General features: G+C 70.5%; 9 protein-coding genes. 4 read left to right on the top strand and 5 right to left on the bottom strand.

The genetic code is table 11. From position 1 onward, the window contains the following. The first annotated feature begins 105 nt into the window (after positions 1 to 105). The 3 genes from ACN27B_RS29620 to ACN27B_RS29610 all read left to right on the top strand — a co-directional run bounded on the left by ACN27B_RS29620 (position 106) and on the right by ACN27B_RS29610 (position 15,028). Positions 106 to 10,599 carry an amino acid adenylation domain-containing protein gene (locus tag ACN27B_RS29620; protein ID WP_422742540.1) on the top strand — a complete coding sequence of 3,498 codons (10,494 nt, stop codon included), beginning with the start codon at positions 106 to 108 and terminating at the stop codon, positions 10,597 to 10,599. Positions 10,600 to 10,635: 36 nt separating this feature from the next. Next, a complete protein-coding gene (locus ACN27B_RS29615; RefSeq protein WP_281593045.1) occupies positions 10,636 to 11,601 on the top strand; it encodes a kinase in 966 nt (321 codons plus the stop codon). A gap of 352 nt (positions 11,602 to 11,953) precedes the next feature. Then, positions 11,954 to 15,028, top strand: a complete 3,075-nt coding sequence (locus ACN27B_RS29610; RefSeq protein ID WP_141714746.1) for an AfsR/SARP family transcriptional regulator — start codon at positions 11,954 to 11,956, stop codon at positions 15,026 to 15,028. 153 nt (positions 15,029 to 15,181) lie between these two features. Here the strand turns inward: ACN27B_RS29610 and ACN27B_RS29605 are convergent, their stop codons facing one another. The 4 genes from ACN27B_RS29605 to ACN27B_RS29590 are packed head-to-tail and all read right to left on the bottom strand — an operon-like array spanning position 15,182 to position 21,158. After that, positions 15,182 to 16,243 (bottom strand): GntG family PLP-dependent aldolase, encoded by a 1,062-nt coding sequence (locus tag ACN27B_RS29605; RefSeq protein ID WP_281593044.1) that lies wholly within the window; start codon positions 16,241 to 16,243, stop codon positions 15,182 to 15,184. Beyond that, on the bottom strand, positions 16,227 to 18,461 hold the full coding sequence (locus tag ACN27B_RS29600) for a pyridoxal-phosphate dependent enzyme (protein ID WP_281593043.1): 2,235 nt from the start codon (positions 18,459 to 18,461) through the stop codon (positions 16,227 to 16,229). Before ACN27B_RS29600 ends, ACN27B_RS29605 begins: the two co-directional genes overlap by 17 nt. Further along, complete coding sequence (locus ACN27B_RS29595; RefSeq protein WP_281593042.1) at positions 18,451 to 19,932, bottom strand: argininosuccinate lyase; 1,482 nt, start codon at positions 19,930 to 19,932, stop codon at positions 18,451 to 18,453. The genes ACN27B_RS29600 and ACN27B_RS29595 overlap by 11 nt, the downstream gene beginning before the upstream one ends. Beyond that, positions 19,929 to 21,158 (bottom strand): Zn-dependent hydrolase, encoded by a 1,230-nt coding sequence (locus ACN27B_RS29590; RefSeq protein ID WP_281594089.1) that lies wholly within the window; start codon positions 21,156 to 21,158, stop codon positions 19,929 to 19,931. Before ACN27B_RS29590 ends, ACN27B_RS29595 begins: the two co-directional genes overlap by 4 nt. A gap of 550 nt (positions 21,159 to 21,708) precedes the next feature. Here ACN27B_RS29590 and ACN27B_RS29585 point away from each other — a divergent pair. Next, entirely contained in the window at positions 21,709 to 22,185 is a 477-nt protein-coding gene (locus ACN27B_RS29585; protein ID WP_281593041.1) for a hypothetical protein, read from the top strand. Positions 22,186 to 22,254: 69 nt separating this feature from the next. On the opposite strand, the gene ACN27B_RS29580 is transcribed toward ACN27B_RS29585, so the two are convergent. Further along, positions 22,255 to 22,506, bottom strand: a complete 252-nt coding sequence (locus ACN27B_RS29580; protein ID WP_091606476.1) for a phosphopantetheine-binding protein — start codon at positions 22,504 to 22,506, stop codon at positions 22,255 to 22,257. Between the last annotated feature and the right edge of the window lies 1 nt (position 22,507).

The following is a 22,507-nucleotide window of genomic DNA, read 5'->3' as shown; positions in this document are numbered from 1 at the left end:
CTGAGCGCGGTGGACACCCCCTATCGTCCACGTATCCCGGACCGGCGCCTCCAACCGGTAACGGCGGGACAGCGGGCCGATAGGCGACCGGCCGAGAGTCGGCCCATGACCATCACTCCTGACGAGCGCGAGGATCTGCTGGCCGCGGCACGGCGCAGTGTCACGGAACGGCTGCTGCGCGGAGCCGCGCCGACCGCGAGCCCGGTGCAGACACCGGACGCCGCACGGTCGCCCGAGGAGCCCGTCCCGCTGTCGCCGGAGCAGCATTCTCTGTGGCTCGTCGGAGAGATGCTCGGCGCACACGAGGGGCTCTACAGCGTGCATGAGGTCGTGCGACTGCACGGGGCCGTAGAGGTCAGCAGATTGCGGACCGCGCTGGATCGTCTGGTGGCCCGGCACGAGGCGTTACGTACCGTCGTCGTCGAGACCGAGGACGGACCGATGCAAATCGTCCGCGCCCCGGGGCCGGCCGCCTTCACCGTGGTGGACCGGACCGAGCACGGAGGCGACCCGATGGCCTCGGTCCGGGCCAAGCTGGCGCGGCGCTTCGACCTCGAGGCGGGACCGCTGTTCCGCGCTGCTCTCGTCGAGGCGGACGGCGATCACCTCCTGGTGCTGCACCTGCACCACCTGATCGCCGACGAATGGTCCTGCCAGATCCTGGCCACCGACCTCAGCCGGCTCTATCGCGGCGTCGCGGACGTCGCGGCGCCGGGTCGCTACACCGACTACGCGCGCCGGGCCCTCGAAGGCGCTGCCGACGGCCGGCAGACCCACCTGGACCATTGGCGCCGGGCCCTCTCGGATGTCGACCCGTACCTGGAACTTCCCATCGACCGGCCGCACCCGCCCGAACCGACATACCGCGGCGACGGGGTCGTGATGACCGTGCCCCCGAACACGGCGAACCGGCTACGGCAGGTCGCTGCCGAGGCCGGCGTGACGCCCTTCGTCGCGGTGCTGGCGGGGCTCGCGGCCACCCTTGGTGGCTACAGCGGGCAAACGCGTTTCGCGGTGGGGACGCCCATGTCGCGCCGTGGCACGGCCGGCACCGACGAGACTGTCGGGCTCTTCGTCAACACCGTCGCCGTTCCGGTCGATCTGGCTGACGGGCCGGAGCTGCGTGACCTCATGATCCGCCTGCGCCGGACCGTGGCCGGGGCGCTGGACCATGCCGATGTCAGCATCGAGGAGGTGGTCCGCGCGCTGAACGTGCGACGCGCGCCGGATCGCAACCCGCTGTTCCAGGTGTTGTTCCAATACCTGGACGACCACGAGGACTGGTGGGACCTTCCGGGTATCACCACCGAGCCGGTCGACCTCGACGAGGCCACCGAGAAGTTCGAACTCACGCTGGTGGCGCGCGACGACGACGGCGCGATCCGCCTGGAGCTCCGGTACGCCACGGATCTGTTCGAGGCCGATACCGCACGGCGGCTGCTGCGCAGTCTGGTTGCCGTCCTGGAGCAGATGGCCGCCGATCCCGCACGCCGGACCGGCGACCTTGATCTGCTGGGGGCCGACGACCTGCACCGGCAGCTCCGGTCCTGGAACGACACCGAGGTGCCGCTGCGCGAGACGACCCTGGCGTCCCTGTTCGCCGAGCAGGCGGCCCGGACCCCGGATGCCTGCGCCGTCGTCGACGACCAGGAGACGCTCACGTACGCGGAACTGGCGCACCGAGTGAGCCGGGTAGCCGCGGGGCTGCGGCGAGCCGGGGTAGGACCCGATGTGCCGGTCGGGGTCTGCCTGCAGCGCTCGTTCAGGCTGGTGACCGCGCTGCTTGCTGTCGAGTGGGCAGGTGGCGCGTACGTGCCGCTCGATCCCGATCATCCCGACGGCCGACACGCGATGATCGTCGCCGACACCGGGATGTCCGTCGTCCTGGTCGACCAGGAGACCGCCGGTCGTTGGACCGGCGACGAGGTCGTCGTGCTGGACGTGGACCGGCAGGCGGCGATCACCGACGACGGCACTTCCGGCCTGACGGCAGTGTCACCGGACGACCTCGCATACATCATCTTCACCTCCGGCTCGACCGGGCGGCCCAAGGGCGTCTGTGTACCGCACCGGGGTGTGGTCAACCGGCTGCAGTGGATGCAGAAGGCCTACCCGATCGGCACCGGCGACACTGTCGTCCAGAAGACGCCGTTCAGCTTTGACGTGTCGGTGTGGGAGTTCTTCTGGCCGCTGACCGTCGGCGCGCGTCTGGTGGTCGCCGAGCCTGGTGGACATCAGGACCCGGCGTACCTGGCGGACCTCATCCGCCGCAGCGCCGCGACCGTCGTGCACTTCGTGCCCTCGATGCTCGCGGAGTTCCTCGCCGATCCCACGGTCGACGACCTTCCCAGCCTGCGCCACGTCATCTGCAGCGGCGAAGCCCTTCCGGCCGGGCTGGCGGATCAGGCTCGCTCCCGGCTCACCGCCGAGTTGCACAACCTGTACGGCCCGACCGAGGCGTCGATCGACGTGTCCGCGTACACCTGTGTGTCTGCGCCGGGCGAGGCGACCGTCCCGATCGGCAGGCCGATCGACAACACGCGGCTGTACGTCCTGAACGACGCCCTGCGCCCGATGCCCGTCGGGGTGCCCGGCGAGCTGTTCATCGGTGGTGTCGGCCTCGCCCGCGGATACGTCGGCCGGCCCGTACTGACCGCTGGCTCCTTCGTGCCCGACCCGTTCCACGGCGGCCGGATGTACCGGACGGGCGACGTCGCGCGGTGGCGTACCGACGGATCCCTCGAATTCCTCGGACGGATCGACGATCAGGTCAAGGTACACGGCCACCGCATCGAGCTCGATGAGATCGTTTCGACCCTGCTGGCCCGCCCCGACATCGCGCAGGCCGCAGTGGTGCCACAGCAGACCTCGGCCGGCGCTCTGCGGCTGGTCGCCTATGTGGTGCCGACGCCCGGGCACGTGCTGTCGGCGAGCGATCTGACGGCCCATCTGCGCGGCACGCTGCCGGAGTACATGGTCCCGGCCACGTACGTGCCCCTGGACGCGCTGCCGCTGACCTCGAGCGGCAAGGTGAACCGGAAGGCGCTGCCGGACGTGTCACCGGCAGCCGCATCGCGAGCGGAGCCGACCAGGCCACGCGACGAGACCGAGCGGGTGCTGGCCGCGATCTGGGCCGAGCTGCTCGATCTCGACTTCTGTGGCGTGCGGGACAACTTCTTCGACATCGGTGGCGACTCGATCCTGGCGGTGCGGATCGCCAACCGGGCTCGCGCCGCCGGCCTGCCGGTGACCCCGCGTCTGCTGCTACGGCACCAGACGGTGGCCGAGGTGGTGGCGGCGCTCCGCGCCACGGACGGCCCGGCCGCTGACGGCCACGGCGCCGCCCCGGCCCGCGCTGCCGAACCGCTACCGGACGGCGTGGAGTCCGTGCACCGGCTCTCCGCCCTCCAAGAAGGGATGCTGTTCGAGACGATCGCCTTCCCGGCGGAGAACCGGTACGCGCAGTACCACGCCTTCGATGTGGACCAGCCGCTCGACGAGGAGGCGCTGGCCTCGGCGCTGCGCGAGGTCTGCGCCCGGCACCCCGCGCTGCGCAGCCGGTTCGCCTGGCGCGGGCGGCCACATCCGGTCCAGGAGGTGCACTGTCGCGCAGAGCCGGAACTGGTCGTCCTCGACTGGCGCGCCGACGCGTCTCCGCGGCGGTACGAGGACTTCCTCGCCGAGGACCGGGCCGAACCGATCGAGCTGACCGGTCCGATCAACCGATTCACCGCGCTGCGCACCGGTGACTCGTCCTACCGGCTGGTGTGGCGGACCCACCACATCCTGCTCGACGGATGGAGCACCGAGATAGTGGTCCGGGAACTGTTCCAGATCGTCGGCGGCCTCCGCAACGGCACGTCCGTCGACCTCCCCGACCCGGTGCCGGCGGCAGCACATCGGGCGTGGCTCGCCGGACGCGACCGCGACGCGGACGCCGTGCACTGGCAGAAGGTGCTCGGCGGATTCACCACGCCGACCGCGCTACCGGTCAACCGGTTGCCGACGGAGGAAGGCGGCCGGGCGGGTACGGCGCTCGAACTGCTGAACCTGGACCGGGGCCAGCTGGATCGGTTGACCGAGGTGTCGCGCCGCTGGCGGGTGTCGCTGGGCTCGCTGGTGACCGCGGCCTGGGGACTGCTGCTGCGTCGGTTCGGTGGCGGGGACGACGTGGTCGTCGGGGTCACCGTCAACGGGCGGTCCGGGGACTTCCCTCGGATCGAACAGGTCGTCGGCCTGCTGATGAACACCCTCCCGGTCCGGATGCGGATCGAAGAGGGGATCACCGCCGGCGCGGTGGCCCGCGCAGTCCAGGATCAGATGGCCGAGTTGCACGAGCACGTCCACTGCTCGCTGGTCGACGCCAAGCGGCAGAGCGCGGTGCGGGCGGACGAGCGCCTGTTCGACAGCATCGTGGTGTTCCAGCACGAGGAGCGCGAACCGGCGCTGCCGCCGGAAGTGTCCCCGGTGCCCGGTAGCACCGCGCTGGACAGTGGCTACCCGCTGGTGCTGGACGTGACGGCGGGGGACGGGCTGTGCCTGCAACTGGCGTACCAACGCACCTGCGGCGAGGCGGAGACCATCCGGCGGCTGCTCGCGCACCTGGCGATCATCCTCACCGCGATCGCCGATGACCGGTCCGGCTCGATCGACACGCTCGACGCGTTGCCCGACGTCGAGCGCGAACGTGTGCTCCGGACATGGAACGACACCGACGCGTGGTACCCGTCGGAGACGTGCCTGCACGAGTTGTTCGAGCAGGCGGCTCGCGAGAATCCCGCCGCTACGGCGATCGTCGATGTCGACGGATCCTCGGTCTCCTACGCCGACCTGGACGAGTCCGCGAACAGGCTGGCGCACCACCTGCGTGCCCGAGGCGTCGGCCCCGAGCAGATCGTCGGCGTGCTCCTGGACCATTCCGTCGAGATGTTCGTGGCCCTGCTCGGCGTGCTCAAGGCCGGCGGCGCCTATCTCCCCCTAGACCCCGGCCATCCAAGTGACCGGCTGAAGTACTACCTGCGGGACAGCGGTGCCCGGCTCGTGGTGACCCGGGCCGACCTCGCGGCGCTGGCCACCGACGGCGAGAACCTGCCCGCGGTGCTGCTCGACGCCGAGGCCGCGCAGATCGCAGAGCGACCGGCCACGTCGCCCCAGACGGGTGTCACGGCGCGCAACCTGGTCTACATCATGTACACCTCCGGCTCGACCGGACGGCCGAAGGGCGTGCTGATCGACCATCGAGGTCTGATCAACTATCTGTGGTGGGCGCGTTCCGGCTATGGGATCGACGGCGCGGACGGCGCTCCGATGGTCGGCTCCATCGCGTTCGACCTCTCCGTTCCCAATTTCTTCCTGCCGCTGACGGCCGGGCTGAGCGTGACACTGTTGCCGCCCGACGAGGGCCTCGGAAATCTCGCCGACCTGCTCACCGAGCCGGCCGACTTCAGTCTGCTCAAGATCACGCCGGGGCATCTCGACGTGCTGCGTCGGATGGTGCAGCCCGACAGCGTCCATTCGGTGCGCACCTTCGTGGTGGGCGCCGACGAGGTGCGTACGGAAACCGCCCTGGGCTGGCGTAAGGCGGCTCCACGGGCACGGATCATCAACGAGTACGGCCCGACCGAGACGGTGGTCGGCTGCTCGACCTATGTCCTGCCGGACGAAGTCGATCCGGAGCTGCCGCTCCCGATCGGCCGGCCCATCGCCAACATCCGGATGTACGTGCTCGACCGTCACCTCTCCCCGGTACCGATCGGTGTGACGGGGGAGTTGTTCATCGGCGGTGACGGTGTCGCCCGTGGTTACCATCGCAGGCCGTCGGTCACGGCGGAGCGGTTCCTGCCGGATCCGTACGCGTCGGAGCCGGGCGCCCGGTTCTACCGGACCGGGGATCTGGCCCGGTGGCGCGCCGACGGGAACCTCGACTTCCTGGGCCGTTGCGACGATCAGGTGAAGATCCGCGGATACCGGGTCGAACTGGGGGAGATCGAGGCCCGGCTGCTGGCTCATCCCGACATCGTCGAGGGTGCGGTCGCCGCCTTCGCCCACGAGTCAGGCGACCGTCGGCTGGTCGCGTACCTGGTGCCCCGCCCCGATGGGCAGCTGCCGAGCGCCGTTGACCTGCAGGAATGGCTGGCCCGCGACCTGCCCACCTACATGCGTCCCGCACAGTTCGTCTGTCTGCCGGAGCTGCCGCTCACGGCGGCCGGCAAGGTCGACCGCAGCCGGCTGCCGGCACCGGGCCCGGTCACCCGGGATGAGGAAGCCGGGTACGTCGCTGCCCGCACTGAGACCGAGCGACGCCTGGTCAGTGTCTGGGAACAGGCGCTCGGTGTGACCGGGGTCGGCGTGCACGACGACTTCTTCGGGCTCGGTGGCGACTCCATCGTCTCGGTGCGGTTGGTCGCTCTGGCACAGGAGTACGGTCTCGCCGTCAACCCGCGTGACGTGTTCCGCCATCCGACCGTCGCCGGTCTCGCGGCCGTGGTGACCCTCGCGGAGCCGGCAGCGGCGGAGCCCGCTCCGGAGCGATCGGCTGCGGAGCCACCGGTGGCCGGGCCCGACCCGCTCACCGGGCTGGACGACGAGGCTGCCGCCGTCCTGCGTACCCAGCTGAGGGAGTTGGACACGGCCGAGGTGTACCGGCTCACCCACCTGCAGACCGGCATGCTGCTGCACCGGCTCGCCGACCCGCAGCGGGACGAGTACTTCCGCCAGTTCATCTGGGACCTCGACGGCGATCTCGACGTGGGAACGTTCGTGACGGCGTGGCAGCGGGTCATCGACCGGCATGCGGCCCTGCGGACCCGGTTCATCTGGCAGGACCTGCCGCACCCGGTGCAGGTCGTCGTCCGCGCCCAGCCGATCGTGGTCGAACGCTGGGACTGCCGTTCCACTCCTGACGGCGAGCGCGTGGGCTGGCTGGAGCGGCTGGCCGCGGACGAACGGGAGCGCGGGATCGACCTCACCGCCGGACCGCCGATGCGGCTGGTTCTGATCCGAACCGGTTCGACGCGCCACCGCCTGCTGTGGAACGTCCACCACCTGGTGCTGGACGGCTGGAGCCGGTCGATCGTGAGCCGTGAGGTGCTGGAGACATACGCCGCTATGCGTACCGGCGGTGCCCTGCCGGCCGATCCGCCGGCACCGTTCCGTGACTACCTGTCCTGGCTCGACCGCCACCCGGCGAACCGGGACATGGGTTACTGGCGGCGAACGTTGGCCGGCCTGCGCGGTCCCACGCCGCTACCCGCCGTCGCAGCGGGTCGACGCCCGGGAACCGGCATCGGCGTCGAGGAGAGCACTCTCGCCGATTCGCTGTTCCAGGCTCTGCGCGACACCGCAGCTCGTTACCGGATCAGCCTGCCGAATCTGTTGCAGGGGGCGTGGGCGTTGCTCCTGAGCCGGCACTGCGGCACCGATGACGTCGTCTTCGGCACCACGCTGGCCGGCCGGTCCGCCGACGTGCCCGGCATCGACCGCATGGTCGGGATGCTGATGAACACCCTGCCCACCCGGATCGGCGTGTCCCCGGACATGTCGATCGGCGACTGGCTCACCGAGGTGCACCGAGGCCGCCTGACCCAACAGGAGCATGCCGGCGCATCCCTGGTGGAGATTGCCCGATGCGTCGATGTGCCCCGCGGAGAACGGCTGTTCACCAACCTGTTCGTCCTGGAGCGCGCCGCCGACGAGGAGGAGGGCGAGTGGGCCGGCCTGCGGGTCGACCAGAGCGACGGCGCTCCGGGCGAGACCGCGTACCCGTTGGTGCTCACCGTGAGCGTCGCCGGTCACCTCGAGCTCGGACTGAAGTTCGAGCACGCAGTCTATGACCGGGACGCGGTCGCGGAACTCCTCGGGCACTACCGAATGCTGCTCGAGGCCGTCACCGTTGCGCCCGCCGACGACCCGGTCGCCGCGTGGCGCGAAGTCGTACCCGCGCCGGTCGTTCCGGAACCGGCTCCGGCCGCGTCGTCGGGCGCCGCCGGGCCGGCCGGGATGGGGCTCGCCGCCGCCGTCACGGAGGCCGAGCGGGTGCTCGCGGAGATCTGGAAGGGCGTGCTGCGCCTCGACCGGGTGGGGCCAGAGGACGACTATTTCGCCCTCGGTGGCGATTCGGTCCTCGCCTTCCAGGTTGTCACCCTGGGGCGGCGTGCCGGCCTGTCGATCACTGTGCAGGACGTGCTGCGCGACACCAGGCTGCGAGACCTGGCCGCCACCGTGGCGCCGGGCGCGGCGGTGGAGGTGGCGGCCCCGCGTGCCGAGCACCCGGACCCCTGGTCGGCGGTACCGCTCACTCCGGCGCAGCATCGTCTGCTCGACCAACGTGTGCCGCACGACCACTACAACCAGTCGGTGCAGGTGGACTGGCACGGCGCCGCCGATCCGGGCCGCCTGGGACGGGCTCTGCGGGCGCTGACCGCCCAGCACGACGCGCTGCGGTTGCGTCTCGACCGCGCCGCGCCCGACCGGCGCCAGCGGGTCGCGCCGGTGTCGGACACCAATCCGCTACGGGTGGTCGATCTCGGCACCCGGACAGCCGATGAGCGACGGGACGAGATCCGGGCCATCGCCGATCGGCTGCACACCGGTCTCGACCTGGCCGACGGCCCCCTGCTCAGGGCGGCACTGATCCGGGCCGACGGATTCGACGACCGCGTCGTGGTGGTGGTCCACCACTGGGCCGTGGACACGTATTCCTGGCGCATCCTGCTCGACGACCTCGCCACCGTGTACCGAACCGACGATCCCGCCGCGCTCACGCCGGTCCCGACCTCGTTCGGGCAGTGGGCCACGCGGCTCGCCGCGTACGCGAGCAGCGGGAAGCTGGACGAGGAACGCGAGTTGTGGCAGGCGGTGGCTCGCGAGCCGGTGGCGCCACCGCCCGCAGTTGATGTAGGCGGCATCAATCGTGAGTCGGCGACCCGCACGGTCGAGGCGGTGCTCGATGAAGCGGACACGAGCCGGCTGACCCGCAGGGCGGCGCACGGGGTGCCGATGCAGACGCTGGTGCTGGCCGCTCTCGGGGACGTGCTGGTGGAATGGGCCGGCGGCGGCCTCCCGGTCTCGGTCGACATCGAGGGCCACGGCCGCGAGCCGCTGTTCGATGATGTGGATCTCTCCCGCACCGTCGGCTGGTTCACCGCCAGGTACCCGGTGGTCGTCCGGCCGGTCGGCCGGGGTGGCGTCGACACGGCGGTGGACGCCCTGGCCGACACCCTGGCGGCGATTCCGCACCATGGGATCGGACATGGACTGTTGCGTCACCTGGCGGGCCAGGCCGATCTGGCATCCAGGTCGTGGGTCAGCCTGACCCACTTCGGTCATCTGCTCGACCAGGGCGACGGTGCGGGCCTGTTCCACGGCGTGGACGACGACTCGACGGCCCGGGCCCCCGCCGGTGAGCGCCGCTACCTCCTGGACGTCAGGTCGTGGGTGCGAGACGGCCGGCTGCACGTCGACTGGACCTTGGCCGGAAACGTCGAGGAGCGGGTGGGCCGCCGGCGTCTTCAGGAGCACCTGCAGCGACTTCGCAAGCTGGCGGCACCGGCCGACCGGCCGGTTCCGGCGTCCTGGCAGCGCCTCGAGCCGGGCTCGGCACTGATGGCCGCCGCGCGTCGGCGGTGTCAGGCGCCGGCGGTGAGTGTCGCGGTGATCGCCGACGGGCAGGTCGCCCGGGCCTGGGGTGAGGGAACGACCGACGCCCGTGGGGGTGCGGCGGTCGATGCCGAAACGATCTTCCAGGCCTGTTCGGTGAGCAAACACGTCACCACGGTGGGCGTGCTGCGGCTGGCCATGGACGGCGTGCTGGACCTGGACGCGGACGTGCGTACCCACCTGACAGGCGGGTTGCGCGGCGCGTCGGGACCGGTCACCCTGCGGGGCCTGCTGGGCCACGTGGCAGGGCTGGTGCAGTACGGCCACCCGGGCCATGAGCAGGCGGACCCGCTGCCCACCCTCGCCGACATGATCCTGGGTCGGCCGCCGGCCGCGACACCGCCGATCGAGATGACGGGCGCGGCAGGGACGTTCGGCTATTCTGGAGCGAACTTCACCGTGGTGCAGAGCGTCCTCCAGGCGGTCACCGGCGAGCCGTTCGCCGAGACGATGCGACGGTTGGTGCTCGATCCGCTCGGCATGCGTGACAGCAGCTTCGACCAGGCGTTCCCGCACCTGCGGCCGGGCCGTGTGGCGCACGGCCACCGGGACGACGGCACGCACCTGCCCGGCGGCTGGCGAGTCTTCCCCCAGCAGGCCGCGAGTGGCCTGTGGACGACCGCCGCCGATCTGGCCAAGGTAGCGGTGGAGATCCGGGCAGCTGCCACCGGCGAACCGTCGCGGGTGCTCGACCGGGCGTCCGCGCAAGCCATGATCACGCCGGAGGTGCCGGGCGGTCGGTACGGCCTGGGCTGCGTCAGCAAGGTCGTCGACGGTCACCGGTGGTTCGGTCATCCCGGCGATCGGCACAGCTTCCAGTGCATGACCGCGACGGATCTCGACGACGGAGCGGGTCTGGTCGTCCTCTCGAACATCGGGGGGAGGCCATTCCTGGCCGATCTGTTCGCGGAACTGGAATTCCCCATGCCGCCGACGCTGTGACCAACGATCCGGTAACGCGCCGACCAAGGGAGAAAAATGATTATCGCATCGGGATCGGCCCGCGCCGCGTTCGATGGCCGGCCGGTGCAGGTCGGCCGTGGCTGGGCCTATGGCACCTTCGGTGAGCTGCTTCAGGGCGTGTTGCCGGAACCGGGTACGGATTTCCTGGTAACGCTGCCGATCAGGCGGGGATGTTCGGCGTACTTCGAGTTACACCCAGGCGCATCGAGGGTCGAAGTCGCACCACGGAGCAAGACGAAATCACGGGCAGTGGCCGAGGCCATGCTGCGCCGGTACGGCGTGTGGGGCGGTGGTCGGCTCACCCTCGACGGCGATCTCACCGAGGGCAAGGGCCAGGCGAGTTCCTCGGCCGATCTGGTGGCCACCGTGCGGGCGGTGAGCGAGGCGATCGGGGTGACGCTCACCCCGGCCGACATCGAGTCACTGCTGCGCCCGATCGAGCCCACCGACGGGGTGATGTATCCCGGTGTGGTGGCCTTCCTGCACCGGCAGGTCCGGCTGCAAGCGATGCTGGGTCATTTGCCGGCAACGACGATCGTGGGCGTGGACGAGGGTGGCCAGGTCGACACGGTCGACTTCAACCGCATTCCCAAACCGTTCGGCCGCGCCGAGCGGCGGGAGTACCGCAGCCTGCTCGATGAGATCACGGTGGCGATCGGCAAGGGGGATCTCGCGACGGTCGGCGCCGTGGCGACCCGGAGCGCGCTGCTCAACCAGCGGCTGCGTCCCAAGTCGATGCTCGGCGACCTGGTGGCCCTCTCGGCCGCGACGGGCGCCCTCGGGGTGGTCGCCGCGCACAGCGGAACGATCCTCGGCCTGTTGCTCGCCGACGACGACCCCGACTACCCGGACAAGCTCGCCCGGGTACGGTACGGCTGCCGCGCCCTGGCCGGCCGGGCCTGGGTCGACCGATCCATGCCGACGATGCCGCAGTCGACCGATCTTCCCACCGGGTCCCGCTCTGGGCCGGGAGCCCGTTGACGGTTCGCCGGTCGGTCCGCCGCCCGATGTCGTCCGGTCAGGTCGGTGATCGCTATGGGTCTACTCAGCCTCCCCGGTTTCTGGAAAGCGAATCTTCGGGTCGGCATACCGGCCGCTCAAAATACATAACGCCGCCGCGTAGTCAGGGCTCATATTCGGACCGAGAGTGATCGCTGGTCCTACACAGCGGATTGTTGAACGCTCGACGGCCCCGCTCCGAGCTGTTACGCTCCCGATTCGGACAGTGATCAACGGCAATGCCCTTGCCCATCGCCAGGGGTGCGAGGGCGATTTCGCCGCGCGTCGCAAGGTGTAACAGACGGAGCCGAGACCACGGGGGACTGCGGCTGTGATGAACTTCGAGATCCTCGGCACGCTGGGGGTGAAAGGCCCGACAGGCACAGCCACCATCCGAGCGGCGCGGCAGCGCATCGTCCTGGTGATGCTGCTGCTCGAGGCGGGCCGGGTCGTCCCGGTCGACCGGCTGTCCACAGCCATCTGGGACGACGCCCCACCGCAGACCGCGCGAGGACAGATCCAGATCTGCGTCTCCGCGCTGCGGCGGGCGCTCGCCGACGTCGGCCTGCCGGACCGGCTGGAGACCTGCGCTCCGGGCTACCTGATCCACGCCGGGCCCGACGAGGTCGACCTGCTCGTCTTCGAGCGGCTCGTGGCAGAGGGCCGACAGAGCGCCGAGGAGCAGCGGCTCGATGAGGCGATCGGCCGCTACGAACGCGCGTTGAAGCTCTGGCGGGGCGACGCGCTGGCCGGGGTGGAGAGCCGGCTGGTGGCAGCTGCCGGCGCTCGCCTGGAAGAGATGCGGTTGCGGGCGGTCGAGGAGTTCATGGACCTGAGACTGCGCCAGAGCGGCCACCAGGAGATGATCGCCGAACTCGCCGACCTGGTGGCGTCCAACCCGCTGCGCGAACACCTGCGGGCGCAATTGATGCTCGCGCTGTTTCGCAGCGGTCGCCAGGGGGAGGCCCTGGCCTGCTACCGCGACGGTCGCCAGACACTCGTCGACGAGCTGGGCATCGAGCCGAGCGCCGAGCTGCGCGAGGTCGAACGTGCGGTCCTGGGCGGTGAAACCGACTATGAGCTGGATCCGAGGGCCGCGACCCAGCCTGCCGACGTCACGCCGGCCGACTACCGCCCGGCCCGGCTGCTCCCGCCCGACATCGGTGACTACACGGGCAACCGGCCGTTGCTCGACCGGCTCCAGGAGATAGTCACCGCGGAACCGGATGACGGGAACGCGGCGCCCCGGATCATCTCGGTCTCCGGCACCGGCGGTGTCGGCAAGTCCGCCCTGGCGATCCGGGTGGCACACGCGACGAAGGACTTCTTTCCCGACGGGCAGCTCTACGCCCGGCTCAACGGCAACAACACCCCGCTGGGCGCCGCCCAGGTCCTGGAGCGGTTCCTGCGTGCCCTCGGCGTACCGCACGTGATGATCCCCGGCGGCATCGAGGAGCGTGCCGAGACATTGCGAGCCCTGCTCGCCGGGCGGCGCGTGCTCATGGTTCTCGACGAGGTCGCGGACGAGGAGCAGGTCCGCATGCTGGTGCCCAACTCCGCCCCCAGCGTGGTCATCCTGACCAGCCGCCGCCGGCTCACCGCCTTGCCGGCGGCTCACCACGTGGAATGTCCCTTGCTCGAACCCAGCGACTCGGTCGAGTTGCTGGCACAGATCGCGGGGCCCGGTCGAATCTATGCCGAGCCGACCCAGGCGCTGCGACTGAGCAGTATGTGCGGCCACCTGCCGCTGGCGCTGCGCGCGGCAGGCGGGCGACTCCTCATCCGGCCCCACTGGACAGTGGCTCGGATGGCCGAGCGATTCGCCGACACGAGCCGGCGCCTCGACGAACTGTCGCATGGCGAACAGAGCCTCCGGGCCAACATCGCTCCCAGCTACGAGTGGCTCAGCGACCCGGCACGCCGACTGTTTCGGCTGCTCGGCGTGCTGGAGGCACGCGATTTCCCGGAATGGATCTGCGCACCCCTGCTCGGCTCGGACGACGACGCAGGTGCGGAGGCGCTCAGCGAGCTGGTGACGGCGCAGCTGCTGGAGGTCGAGACCCCGGTCGGCGGCCGAGCCCGGTTCCGGATGCACGGCCTGATCCGGATCTTCGCCGCAGAACGCCACGACGCGGAGGACCGAGCCGAGGATGGGGCCGAGGCACTGCGCCGGGCTCTGGGCGCGTGGCTGTATGTCGCGGAAAAGGCCCACCGCAGCGAGTACGGAGGCGACCACACCGTCCTGCACAGTGACGCGGTTCGCTGGAAGGTCGATGAGACTCTCTGCGAAGAACTACTGGCCGACCCGCTCGAATGGTTCGCGGTCGAGAAGGATGCCCTGGTGGCGATGGTCGGTCAGGCCGCTGACCTCGGCGCCGACGACCTCTGCTGGGACCTCGCGGTGACGCTGGTGACCATTTTCGAGGTGCGGTCGGAATTCGTCGAGTGGCGGGCCACGCACGACAGCGCGCTCGCCGCGGTGCGGCGATCGGGCAACAAGTACGGCGAGGCCGCGGTCCTCTACTCCATGGGCGCCCTGGCTGCCGCGGAGTACCGCCTGGACGACGCGGCCCGGTTGTCCCGTGCCGCCGACGAGCTCTTTGTCGACCAGCGGGTGCTGTACGGCCGGGCGCTCGTCCTGCGCAACCTGGCCTTCATCGATCGGGCGCAAGGCCGCCACGAGGAGGCCCGGCGCAAGTACGAGCAGGCGCGTGAGTGGTTCAGGTTCGCCGGTGACGTGATCGGGGAGGCCCACGTCTTGTCCGGGTTGGCCCAGCTGGCCGTCATCGCCCACGACCGGCGTGCTGCGCTCGGGCATCTCACCGAGGCGATCCGGCTCACCGAGGGACGGAGCCGCCGGATGGAGGCACAGTTGCGGTACCGCCTCGGCGAGGTGGCCCTGAAGGGTGACGACATCGGCACCGCGCTCGACTGCTTTCACGATGTCCTGGAGATCGTCGTCGAGTACGGCGACCGGATCGGCGAGGCCTACGCGCGCTACGGCCAGGGCCTGGCGCAGACCGCGGCCGGCGATGCGGATCGTGCCGTCGGCACGCTGCGCCAGGCGGGCAAGGTCGCCGCGGAGAGCGGCGACCGGATGGTGAGTGCCCGCATCCAGCTCGCCTGGGCAGAGGCCGAGTACGCGATCGGTTCGCGGGACATGGCCGCGCGCCTGGCCGGCGCCGCGCTGCAGAGCTTCCGTCAGTTGGGCGACCAGGTGTGGCAGGCCCGAGGTTTGCGCCTGCTCGGCGACACCATCGCGGACACCGCGACGGCGATGGCGGCCTGGCGGGAGGCGCTGACCATACTCGGTAAGGTCGATTCACAAGATGCCCGTGACCTCGCCGAGGAACTGGTACGCAGGCTCACCTCGGCCTCCTTGGCGTTCCAGGTCGGCGAGGCCTCCTGAGCGGTCCGGCGGGGCCGGGCAGATCTGCGGTCACCCCCAGTTGGTGTCCGTGCGGCCCGGGGCGGTGGCGTGGTGCGAGCGGGCCGGGGTGTTCGGGATCGAGTACATGGTCGTCACTCCTCGACGGGTGGGGCGGTGTGATGGCACGACTGTCTACCGTGGGCTCCCGGCGCCGTTCAGCCTCGGCTCGGAATGGGTGATCACCTTGGCGAGGCGGCTCACCGCCTCGTGCACGTCACCGGTGGTGACGCCGCAGTGGATGACCGCGCGGATCCGGCCGTGCCCGAAGGTGTTGACGGCGACGCCGGCACTGGCGGCCATCCGCACGACCTCTTCCGGGTCCCGTCCCGCGACCCGGAAAAGAATGCTGTTGGTCTGTGGTGGGTCCAGCGTGACACCCGGGATCGCGGCCAGCCCTTCGGCCATCAGCCGCGCGTGGGCGTGGTCCGTGCTCAGACGCTCGGCCGCCTCGTCGATCGCCAGGATGCCGGCAGCGGCGATCACGCCCGCCTGTCGCATTCCGCCGCCGAGCATCTTGCGGATCCGGCGGACCCGCAGCAGCGTGGCCTCGTCGCCGGCCACCATTGAACCGATGGGTGCGGCGAGCCCCTTGGACAGGCAGAACTGCACCGTGTCGGCGTGCTGGGCCAGCTCGGCCGGCGGTACGCCGCGCGCCACCGCGGCATTGAAGATCCGGGCACCGTCCAGGTGCACCGCGACGCCGCGGGTCCGGGCCAGCGCGGCGACCTCGGCCGCGTACCCGTCCGGTAGCACCACCCCGCCGCAGCGATTCTGCGTGTTCTCCAGACAGATGACCGCCGCCGGGGCGAACTGTGGATCCTCGTCGTCCTCCGGGAACGCCGCGGCGATCGAGGCCAGTGGCAGAGTGCCGTCGGGAAGGTTGCGGATCGGCTCGTAGGAGATGCCACCGCATACCGTCGCGCCGGCCGCCTCGTACAGATAGATATCGGATTCCGACCCGACGATCGCCTTGGCCCCGCGCGGGGCGTGAGCCATCAGCGCAGCCAGATTGGCCATCGTCCCGCTCGGCATCAAACAGGCGGCTGCCTTGCCGAGGCGGTCGGCGGCCAGTCGCTCCAGTCGCAGCACGGTGGGGTCCTCGCCGTAGACGTCGTCACCGAGCGGGGCGGTGGCCATCGCCGAGCGCATCGCGGCAGAGGGCAGCGTGAAGGTGTCACTACGCAGTTCGATCATGGTTGACCTCGATTCGCAGATATCCGAGTGCGGCGTCCAGCGCCTCGCTGACCTCGTGGCCGGAGCTGCCCACCGCAATGACGTGCCCGAGCCGGTCATAGGCGTTACGTGGCGGACGAACGGCGGTCCCGGGTGCGGCCGTCACCGCCACGTCGACCACGCCCGGCGTCCGGCGGGCCGCAGTAGTGCCCTCGACGGCGGTGAGCCGGCCGGTGCGACCGGCGGTGAGGAACGCGATCCCGGCGGTGCGGTCCCGTGCCGGACTGAGCTGGACCGGGAGCCGGCACGCCGCGCGCAGGTGTTGCTCGACGATGTCCACCCCGGTGGCCAGCCGCACGAGCTCGGGGATCATGCCGCCGGCGGGGCGCGCGTTGATCTCGACGATGGACGGGCCTGCCGAGCCGAGCCGTACCTCGGTGTGCGTCGCGCCTTCCCGGATACCCGCCGCGGACAGGGCACGGGTGACCAAGGTCAGCACCTCGGCGTGCAGGGCCGGCGGAAGAGCCGCGGGGAAGACGTGCCGTGCCTCGACGAAGTGCGGCGGTGCGAGCGTGGACTTCGCCGTGACGCCGAGACAGGTGACCGTGGCGTCGTGGCTGAACATCTCCACCGACACCTCCGGCCCCGCCACGTACTCCTCGATCAGTGCCAGCCTGGCGGTCGCCTGGCCGCGCACGTTCGTGGTGACCGCCAGGATGCACTCGACCTGGTCCGCCGTCTCGGCGAGGTCGTGGCAGAGCCGGACGTTGTTCGAGCCGGAGTCGTCGATCGGCTTCACCACGCACGGCAGGCCGGTCACGGCGATCGCGGCCGGGATCTCGTCGGTGGCGGCGACCACGGCGTACCCGGGCTGGCGCACCTCGGCCGCGCTCAGCATCCGCCGTGTCGCCGCCTTGTCGCGGCACACGGCGATCGCCTCCGGCGGGTTGCCCGGCAGGTCGAACGAGGCGGTCAGCTCGCTGACCTGCGGCAGGTAGAAGTCGCTGGTGGTCGCGATGCCGGCGGGCGACGAGAGGTTCGCCTTGATCGTCCGGGCCAGCTCCGCAGTGTCGTCGGTGTCGCAGACCACGGTGCGGACGCGGACGTCGGGCAGCCCGCGGTAACGCTGGGGCGAGCTGGTGAACAACACCGGCTCCACGTCGAGGCGGGCGGCCGTCCGAATGGCCGTCATGCCGGTGCCCGTGGTGTTCGCCTCGATGAAGCCGAGCTGACGGCGGTGGTTCCGCCCGAGTTCGGCGAACGACCAGGCGGTCACCACGGTGCCGTACGGAACCCGCACCGGGTGGCTACGAGGCTGCGTCTCCGGCCGGTGCCGATAGACCGACTCCACGTACCGGTCGCCGCGGTCGGGGAAGATGCCCACCAGCGTCGTCCCTTCGGCGGCCTGCCGGGCCAGGTGGGTGAGGACCCGGTACACCGAACCAGAAGTGTTGCCGGCGAAGATCTGCTGCTCCCGGGCCAGCGCCCGGGTCGCGGCGAACGCCTCGTCATCGGACAGCCAGTGCACCTCGTCGAGCACGGCGTAGTCGATGTTGTCCGGTTGCAGGCTGTTGCCCAGTCCGCTCTGCAGGCGCTCGGGACGGTCCGGTTGGGCGAACAGCATGCTGCCGACGGCGTCGACGCCGACGGAGGTCAGCTCCGGCCGGTCGGCGCGCAGCGCCGCCGTGGTCCCGCACAGCGAACCGCCGCTGCCCACCGCGCCGACGAGCACATCGAGGCCATCGATGTCCTCCAGGAGCTCGTCCGCCAGGGCGCGGTACGCCAGCGGGTTGTGCGGGTTGTGGTACTGCTGCGGCCAGAAGGCACCGGGCAGGTCGTCCATCAGGTGAGCGAGGCGTTCCAGCCGGGCACTCTGCCAGCCCGCTCCGGTCATCGCCTCGACGACGTGCACCGCGCAGCCCAGCGCCTCGAGCTTGGTCAGGGTGATCGGATCGATCCGGGGATCGGTGACGATGTGGACCGGATGACCGAGATGGTTGCCCACCAGCGCCAGCCCCAGCGCCATGGTGCCGGACGAGCTCTCCACGATCGGCGCGCCGTCGACCAGCGTGCCGGCCTCGCGTGCGCGCAGGACGACCTCCTTGGCCACCCGGTCCTTCATCGCCATCAGGTTCTGCATCTCGAGCTTGGCGTACGCCCGCACCCCGGGGGCTGCCGGAATCCGCAGCCGGACCAGCGGGGTATGTCCGATCGCCGCCGTCACCGAGTCAAACAACATGGTGTCCTCGCAGTTGGTCTTCCACGGCGTTCACCGCAGAGGTCGTCGCGGAGCGGCGGTGCCGTCCCCATGCCGCGTGCTCGTCGAGTTCGGCGCACTGGACGGCCAGGAGGCGACGTACCGCGTCCGGACCGGTTGATCCGTCGGACGTCCGTGACGCCAGGTCGGCGTCCACGTCGAACGCCTCGGTCAGCAGGTCCGTCGGCTCCGTCACCGGGTAGCCGGCGGCCAGCCTGCGCAACAGCGGCCCGTCGGGCTCGCCGGGGGAGCGGCCCGCGTCGACGGCCGCCGCGATGTACCGACCGGCCACCACCTGCGCGTGCCGCCATGGCAGTCCCGCTCTCAGGGTGAGCAGATTGGCCAGCCGGAAGCCGCCGAGGTGGTCACCGGCGCACGCATCCCGCATCTGCTCGGGCCGGAAGCGGAGCTCGGCGAGCACGGTGCTGGTCAGCCGGAACACCGATCCAGCCTGGGCGAACAGCGCATTCAGGTGACTACCAGCCTCCTTGGAAACCTCGACCATGTTGGCGTACGGAGTCGCGCGCTGGACCATGGCCACATCGAGGTGCAGCGCCGTCAGGTGTGCGCTCCGGCCACGGATCCGTTCGAGCACCGGGAAGTTGCGCTTCTGCGGCATGGACGAGGAGATGCCCACCATCGAGTCCGGAAGGTCCACCAGGCGGTAGGCGCCGCTGGCCCACGCCATCAGGTCGGTGGCGAAGCGGCTGAGGACCACCCCGTAGGCGGACAGATCCCCGCTTACACGCAGCGCCCACCCACGGGAGGCCACCGCCATCAGGGCGTGCCGGGTCGGCCGATCGAAACTCAGGAGCGTCGCCATGCGGGGCAGGTCCCAGTCCAGCTGTTGACCGGCCATCGCACCGGCGCCGAGCGGGCACTCGTCGACCGCGTCGTAGGTCGCACGCATCTGCCGGATGGTCCGCAGCGACTCCTCGACCAGGGCGGCAAGGTAGAAGCCGGGCGTGACGACCTGAGCGGCCTGCAGGTGTGTGTATCCGGGCATCGGCAGGTCGACGCCGGCCGCCGCGCGGTCGGCGGCGGCCCGAGCCAGACCGACCAGACTCTCAATGAGCGCGGCGAGCTGCGATCGGCCGTACAGCAGTTGGGCGCAGGCCTGGAGATCGTTGCGGCTGCGGTCGACGTGCCATGCGGCCGGCACAGGTTCCGGTCCGCCCTGGACGTACCGTTCGATGGCGAACGCGAGGTCGGACATGTTGCCCTCCGGATCGGCGGTGATCTGTTCCGGGGTCAGCTCGTTCAGCCGAGAGACCAGCGCGGCCGACTGGGTGTCGTCGATCAACCCCATTCGCCGGTACTCCAGCAACAGGACCTTTTCGATCAGCACGTACCAGGGCAGGAGCGTGCGGGCTTCCTTCTCGAACTGCGGGCGCAGGATCTCTTCGTGCAGGACGTCGGCCGGGGGAGCGTCGACACGCCCGGTGAACCTCACCGGTCCGCCCCCTCCAACAGGCGACGCACCGTGGTCAGGAGTACGTCCGCCCCGGCCAGCAGATGTTCCGGCTCGGTGTGCTCACGGGGGGAGTGGCTGATCCCGTCCCGACTGGGTACGAAGATCATTCCGACCGGGCCCGCCGCAGCGACGATCTGCGCGTCGTGACCGGCGCCGCTGTGCATCGTCAGCACGGGAAGTCCGTGCTCGGCCGCGGCGTCGGTGATCGCGGCGCTGAGCCGGTGGTCGGTGCGGACGGGAGCGGCGCGCATGCGGACGTCCACCCGCGCGTCGATGCCGGGTCCCAGCGCGGCCACCGCCGCCAGGACGGCGCGTTCGGCGTTCGCCAGCCGATCGAGTGAGCCGTCCCGGATCTCCACGGTCAAGGTGACGGCGCCCGGGATCACGTTGGTCACGTTCGGCCGGACATCGAAACGGCCCACCGTCGAGACGGCGCAGAGCCGGCGCACCCGGGCGATGTCCTCGATGGCGAGCGTCAGGCGGGCACCGGCTACGAGCGCGTCGTGCCGATCGTCCATCGGGGTGGTTCCGGCATGATTCTGCTCGCCGGTGACCGTGATCTCGAAGATGTGGCGCCCGGTGATCGCCTCGACCAATCCGAGCGGGACACCGGCCCGTTGCAGCACCGGGCCCTGTTCGATGTGCAGCTCGAGGAAGCCGCCGAGCCGGCCGGCCGGCCACACGGCCGAGGACAGGGCGTCGATATCGCCCCCGGCAGCCCGCAAGGCGTCGCGCAGGGGAAGCCCGGCGCTGTCCACCAGACGCTCGGCATGTTCGATGGGACCGACCATCGCCTTCGATCCGAAGAAGGGGTACCCGAACTCGGCGCCCTCCTCGTTGGCGAAGGCGACCGCCACCGGCTCGTACGCAAAGGAGCCGTCTCGTTCGTCCAGCCGTGCCAAGGTCTCCAGGGCGGCCACGACGCCGTATGCCCCGTCGAGCCGGCCGCCGTGCACCACGCTGTCGAGATGCGATCCGAACAGCAGGACCGGCCGGTCCCGGTCCGCCTCCCGGCGTCCGATGAAGAGGTTCCCGGCCGCGTCGACGGTGGCGCGCAACCGGAGCATCCGCGAGCGCTCGCAGAGGTATCGCCGGGCGGCGTGATCCGCCTCGCTGAAGCCGGTCCGAGACACTCCGCCCAGCTCGTCCGCGCCGAATCGGGCCAGCTCCGCCAGGTGGGACAGGAACCGCCGACGGTCGATCATGGAAGCCGTCTGGTTGAGTTTCAGCACCGTGCACCTCCAGCCGCCTGGACTCCCTCGACCGCGGTCAGCGCGGAGGTGGTGTCGGGGCCGGCCAGGTGCGCGGACCACGCCACGAGATCCGTCAGCCCGGACCTGCCGCCACAGGTGATGCGGTGACCGCGTCCACCCGACCGGCGCCCGAATCGGTCGGCGGCGGCGGGCGCGCTGCGGTCCTGGCTGCTGTTCGCGCCGCCGAGTACGCAGACCGACAACGGCGTTGGTGCTGCTGCCGCCATAGTGAACATGTCTATCCGCCGCCCTCTCGACAAGCCGGTTCACACCAGCCGGTGGGTGGTGCAGCACCGATACTCACTGCCGGGCCTATCGGCGTGCTGTCGGCTCGTGCCGTCATGAGGACGCGATCGCAGGCCGACGGTCGACCGAGGCGGAAGCCCGGCGAAAGCCATGGTTCGTACAACAATCGTGACGGTCGTGGTGTCGGTGGGACGGCTTCAGCAGCGACCGCCGGCCACCGCGTCGGACCGCATCGCCGAGGGGGAGTGACCACCGTATGCGCTATCTGGAGCCGCCGGAGGTCGATCTATTCCTGCAGGATCTGCGGGACGGGCCGTCGCGGCGGTTCCGCCGGGTCGTCGTCCGCTATGCGTCCGACGGGATAAGTGTCGACAGTCTGGCGGCGGCCCAACAGCGATTGATCGACGACGTACCCGAACTGGCCGATCGGGTCCGTCGTGACCAGGGTGGCTGGCGCTACGAGCCGTGCCCCGTAGCGCCGGAGGTCTATGTGGAGACCCATCAGATCGACATCGAGGACGAGGCCGCCCGCACGCGGCTGAACCTCGAGCGTGACCGCCCGCTGGATCCGGTGATGGGCCCGCTCATCCGGATCAGTGTGCTGCGTTACCACTCCGGTGACGCGCACCTGCTGCTGGCGCTGCACGAACTGGCCGCCCGGATGCGCTCGTCCAGGGCGGTGATGCGGTCGTTACTGGCAGTCGCCACCCCGGTTTCCCCGCCGGCTGGGTGACCTCACCGCCACAGACCAACTGGCCGGCTGCCCACGGGCAGCCGGCCAGTTCGTCGTGCGGGACGAGGGCTACAGCGGGGCGACCAGCCGATCACCGGCGTGGTCGACCACGAACTGGTCGATCGCGGCGATGGACCGGAAGTTGCGGATGTCGAGGTCGTCCCCGGCCACCGTGATGCCGAACGTCTGCTCCACGAACATGATGACCTGCACGGCGAAGAGGGAGTTCACGTAACCGTTGGCGAAGATGTCCTCGTCGTCGGCGATGCCGTCGGCCTGCCGCCGGACGAACGCACGGATCGTGTCCAGGTGGTTCTGCATG

The organism is Micromonospora sp. WMMD754, assembly GCF_049315235.1.
Classification (GTDB): Bacteria; Actinomycetota; Actinomycetes; order Mycobacteriales; family Micromonosporaceae; genus Micromonospora; species Micromonospora sediminicola.
The sequence above is the reverse complement of the archived record's forward strand: the minus strand, read 5'-3'. Positions and strand labels throughout refer to the sequence as shown.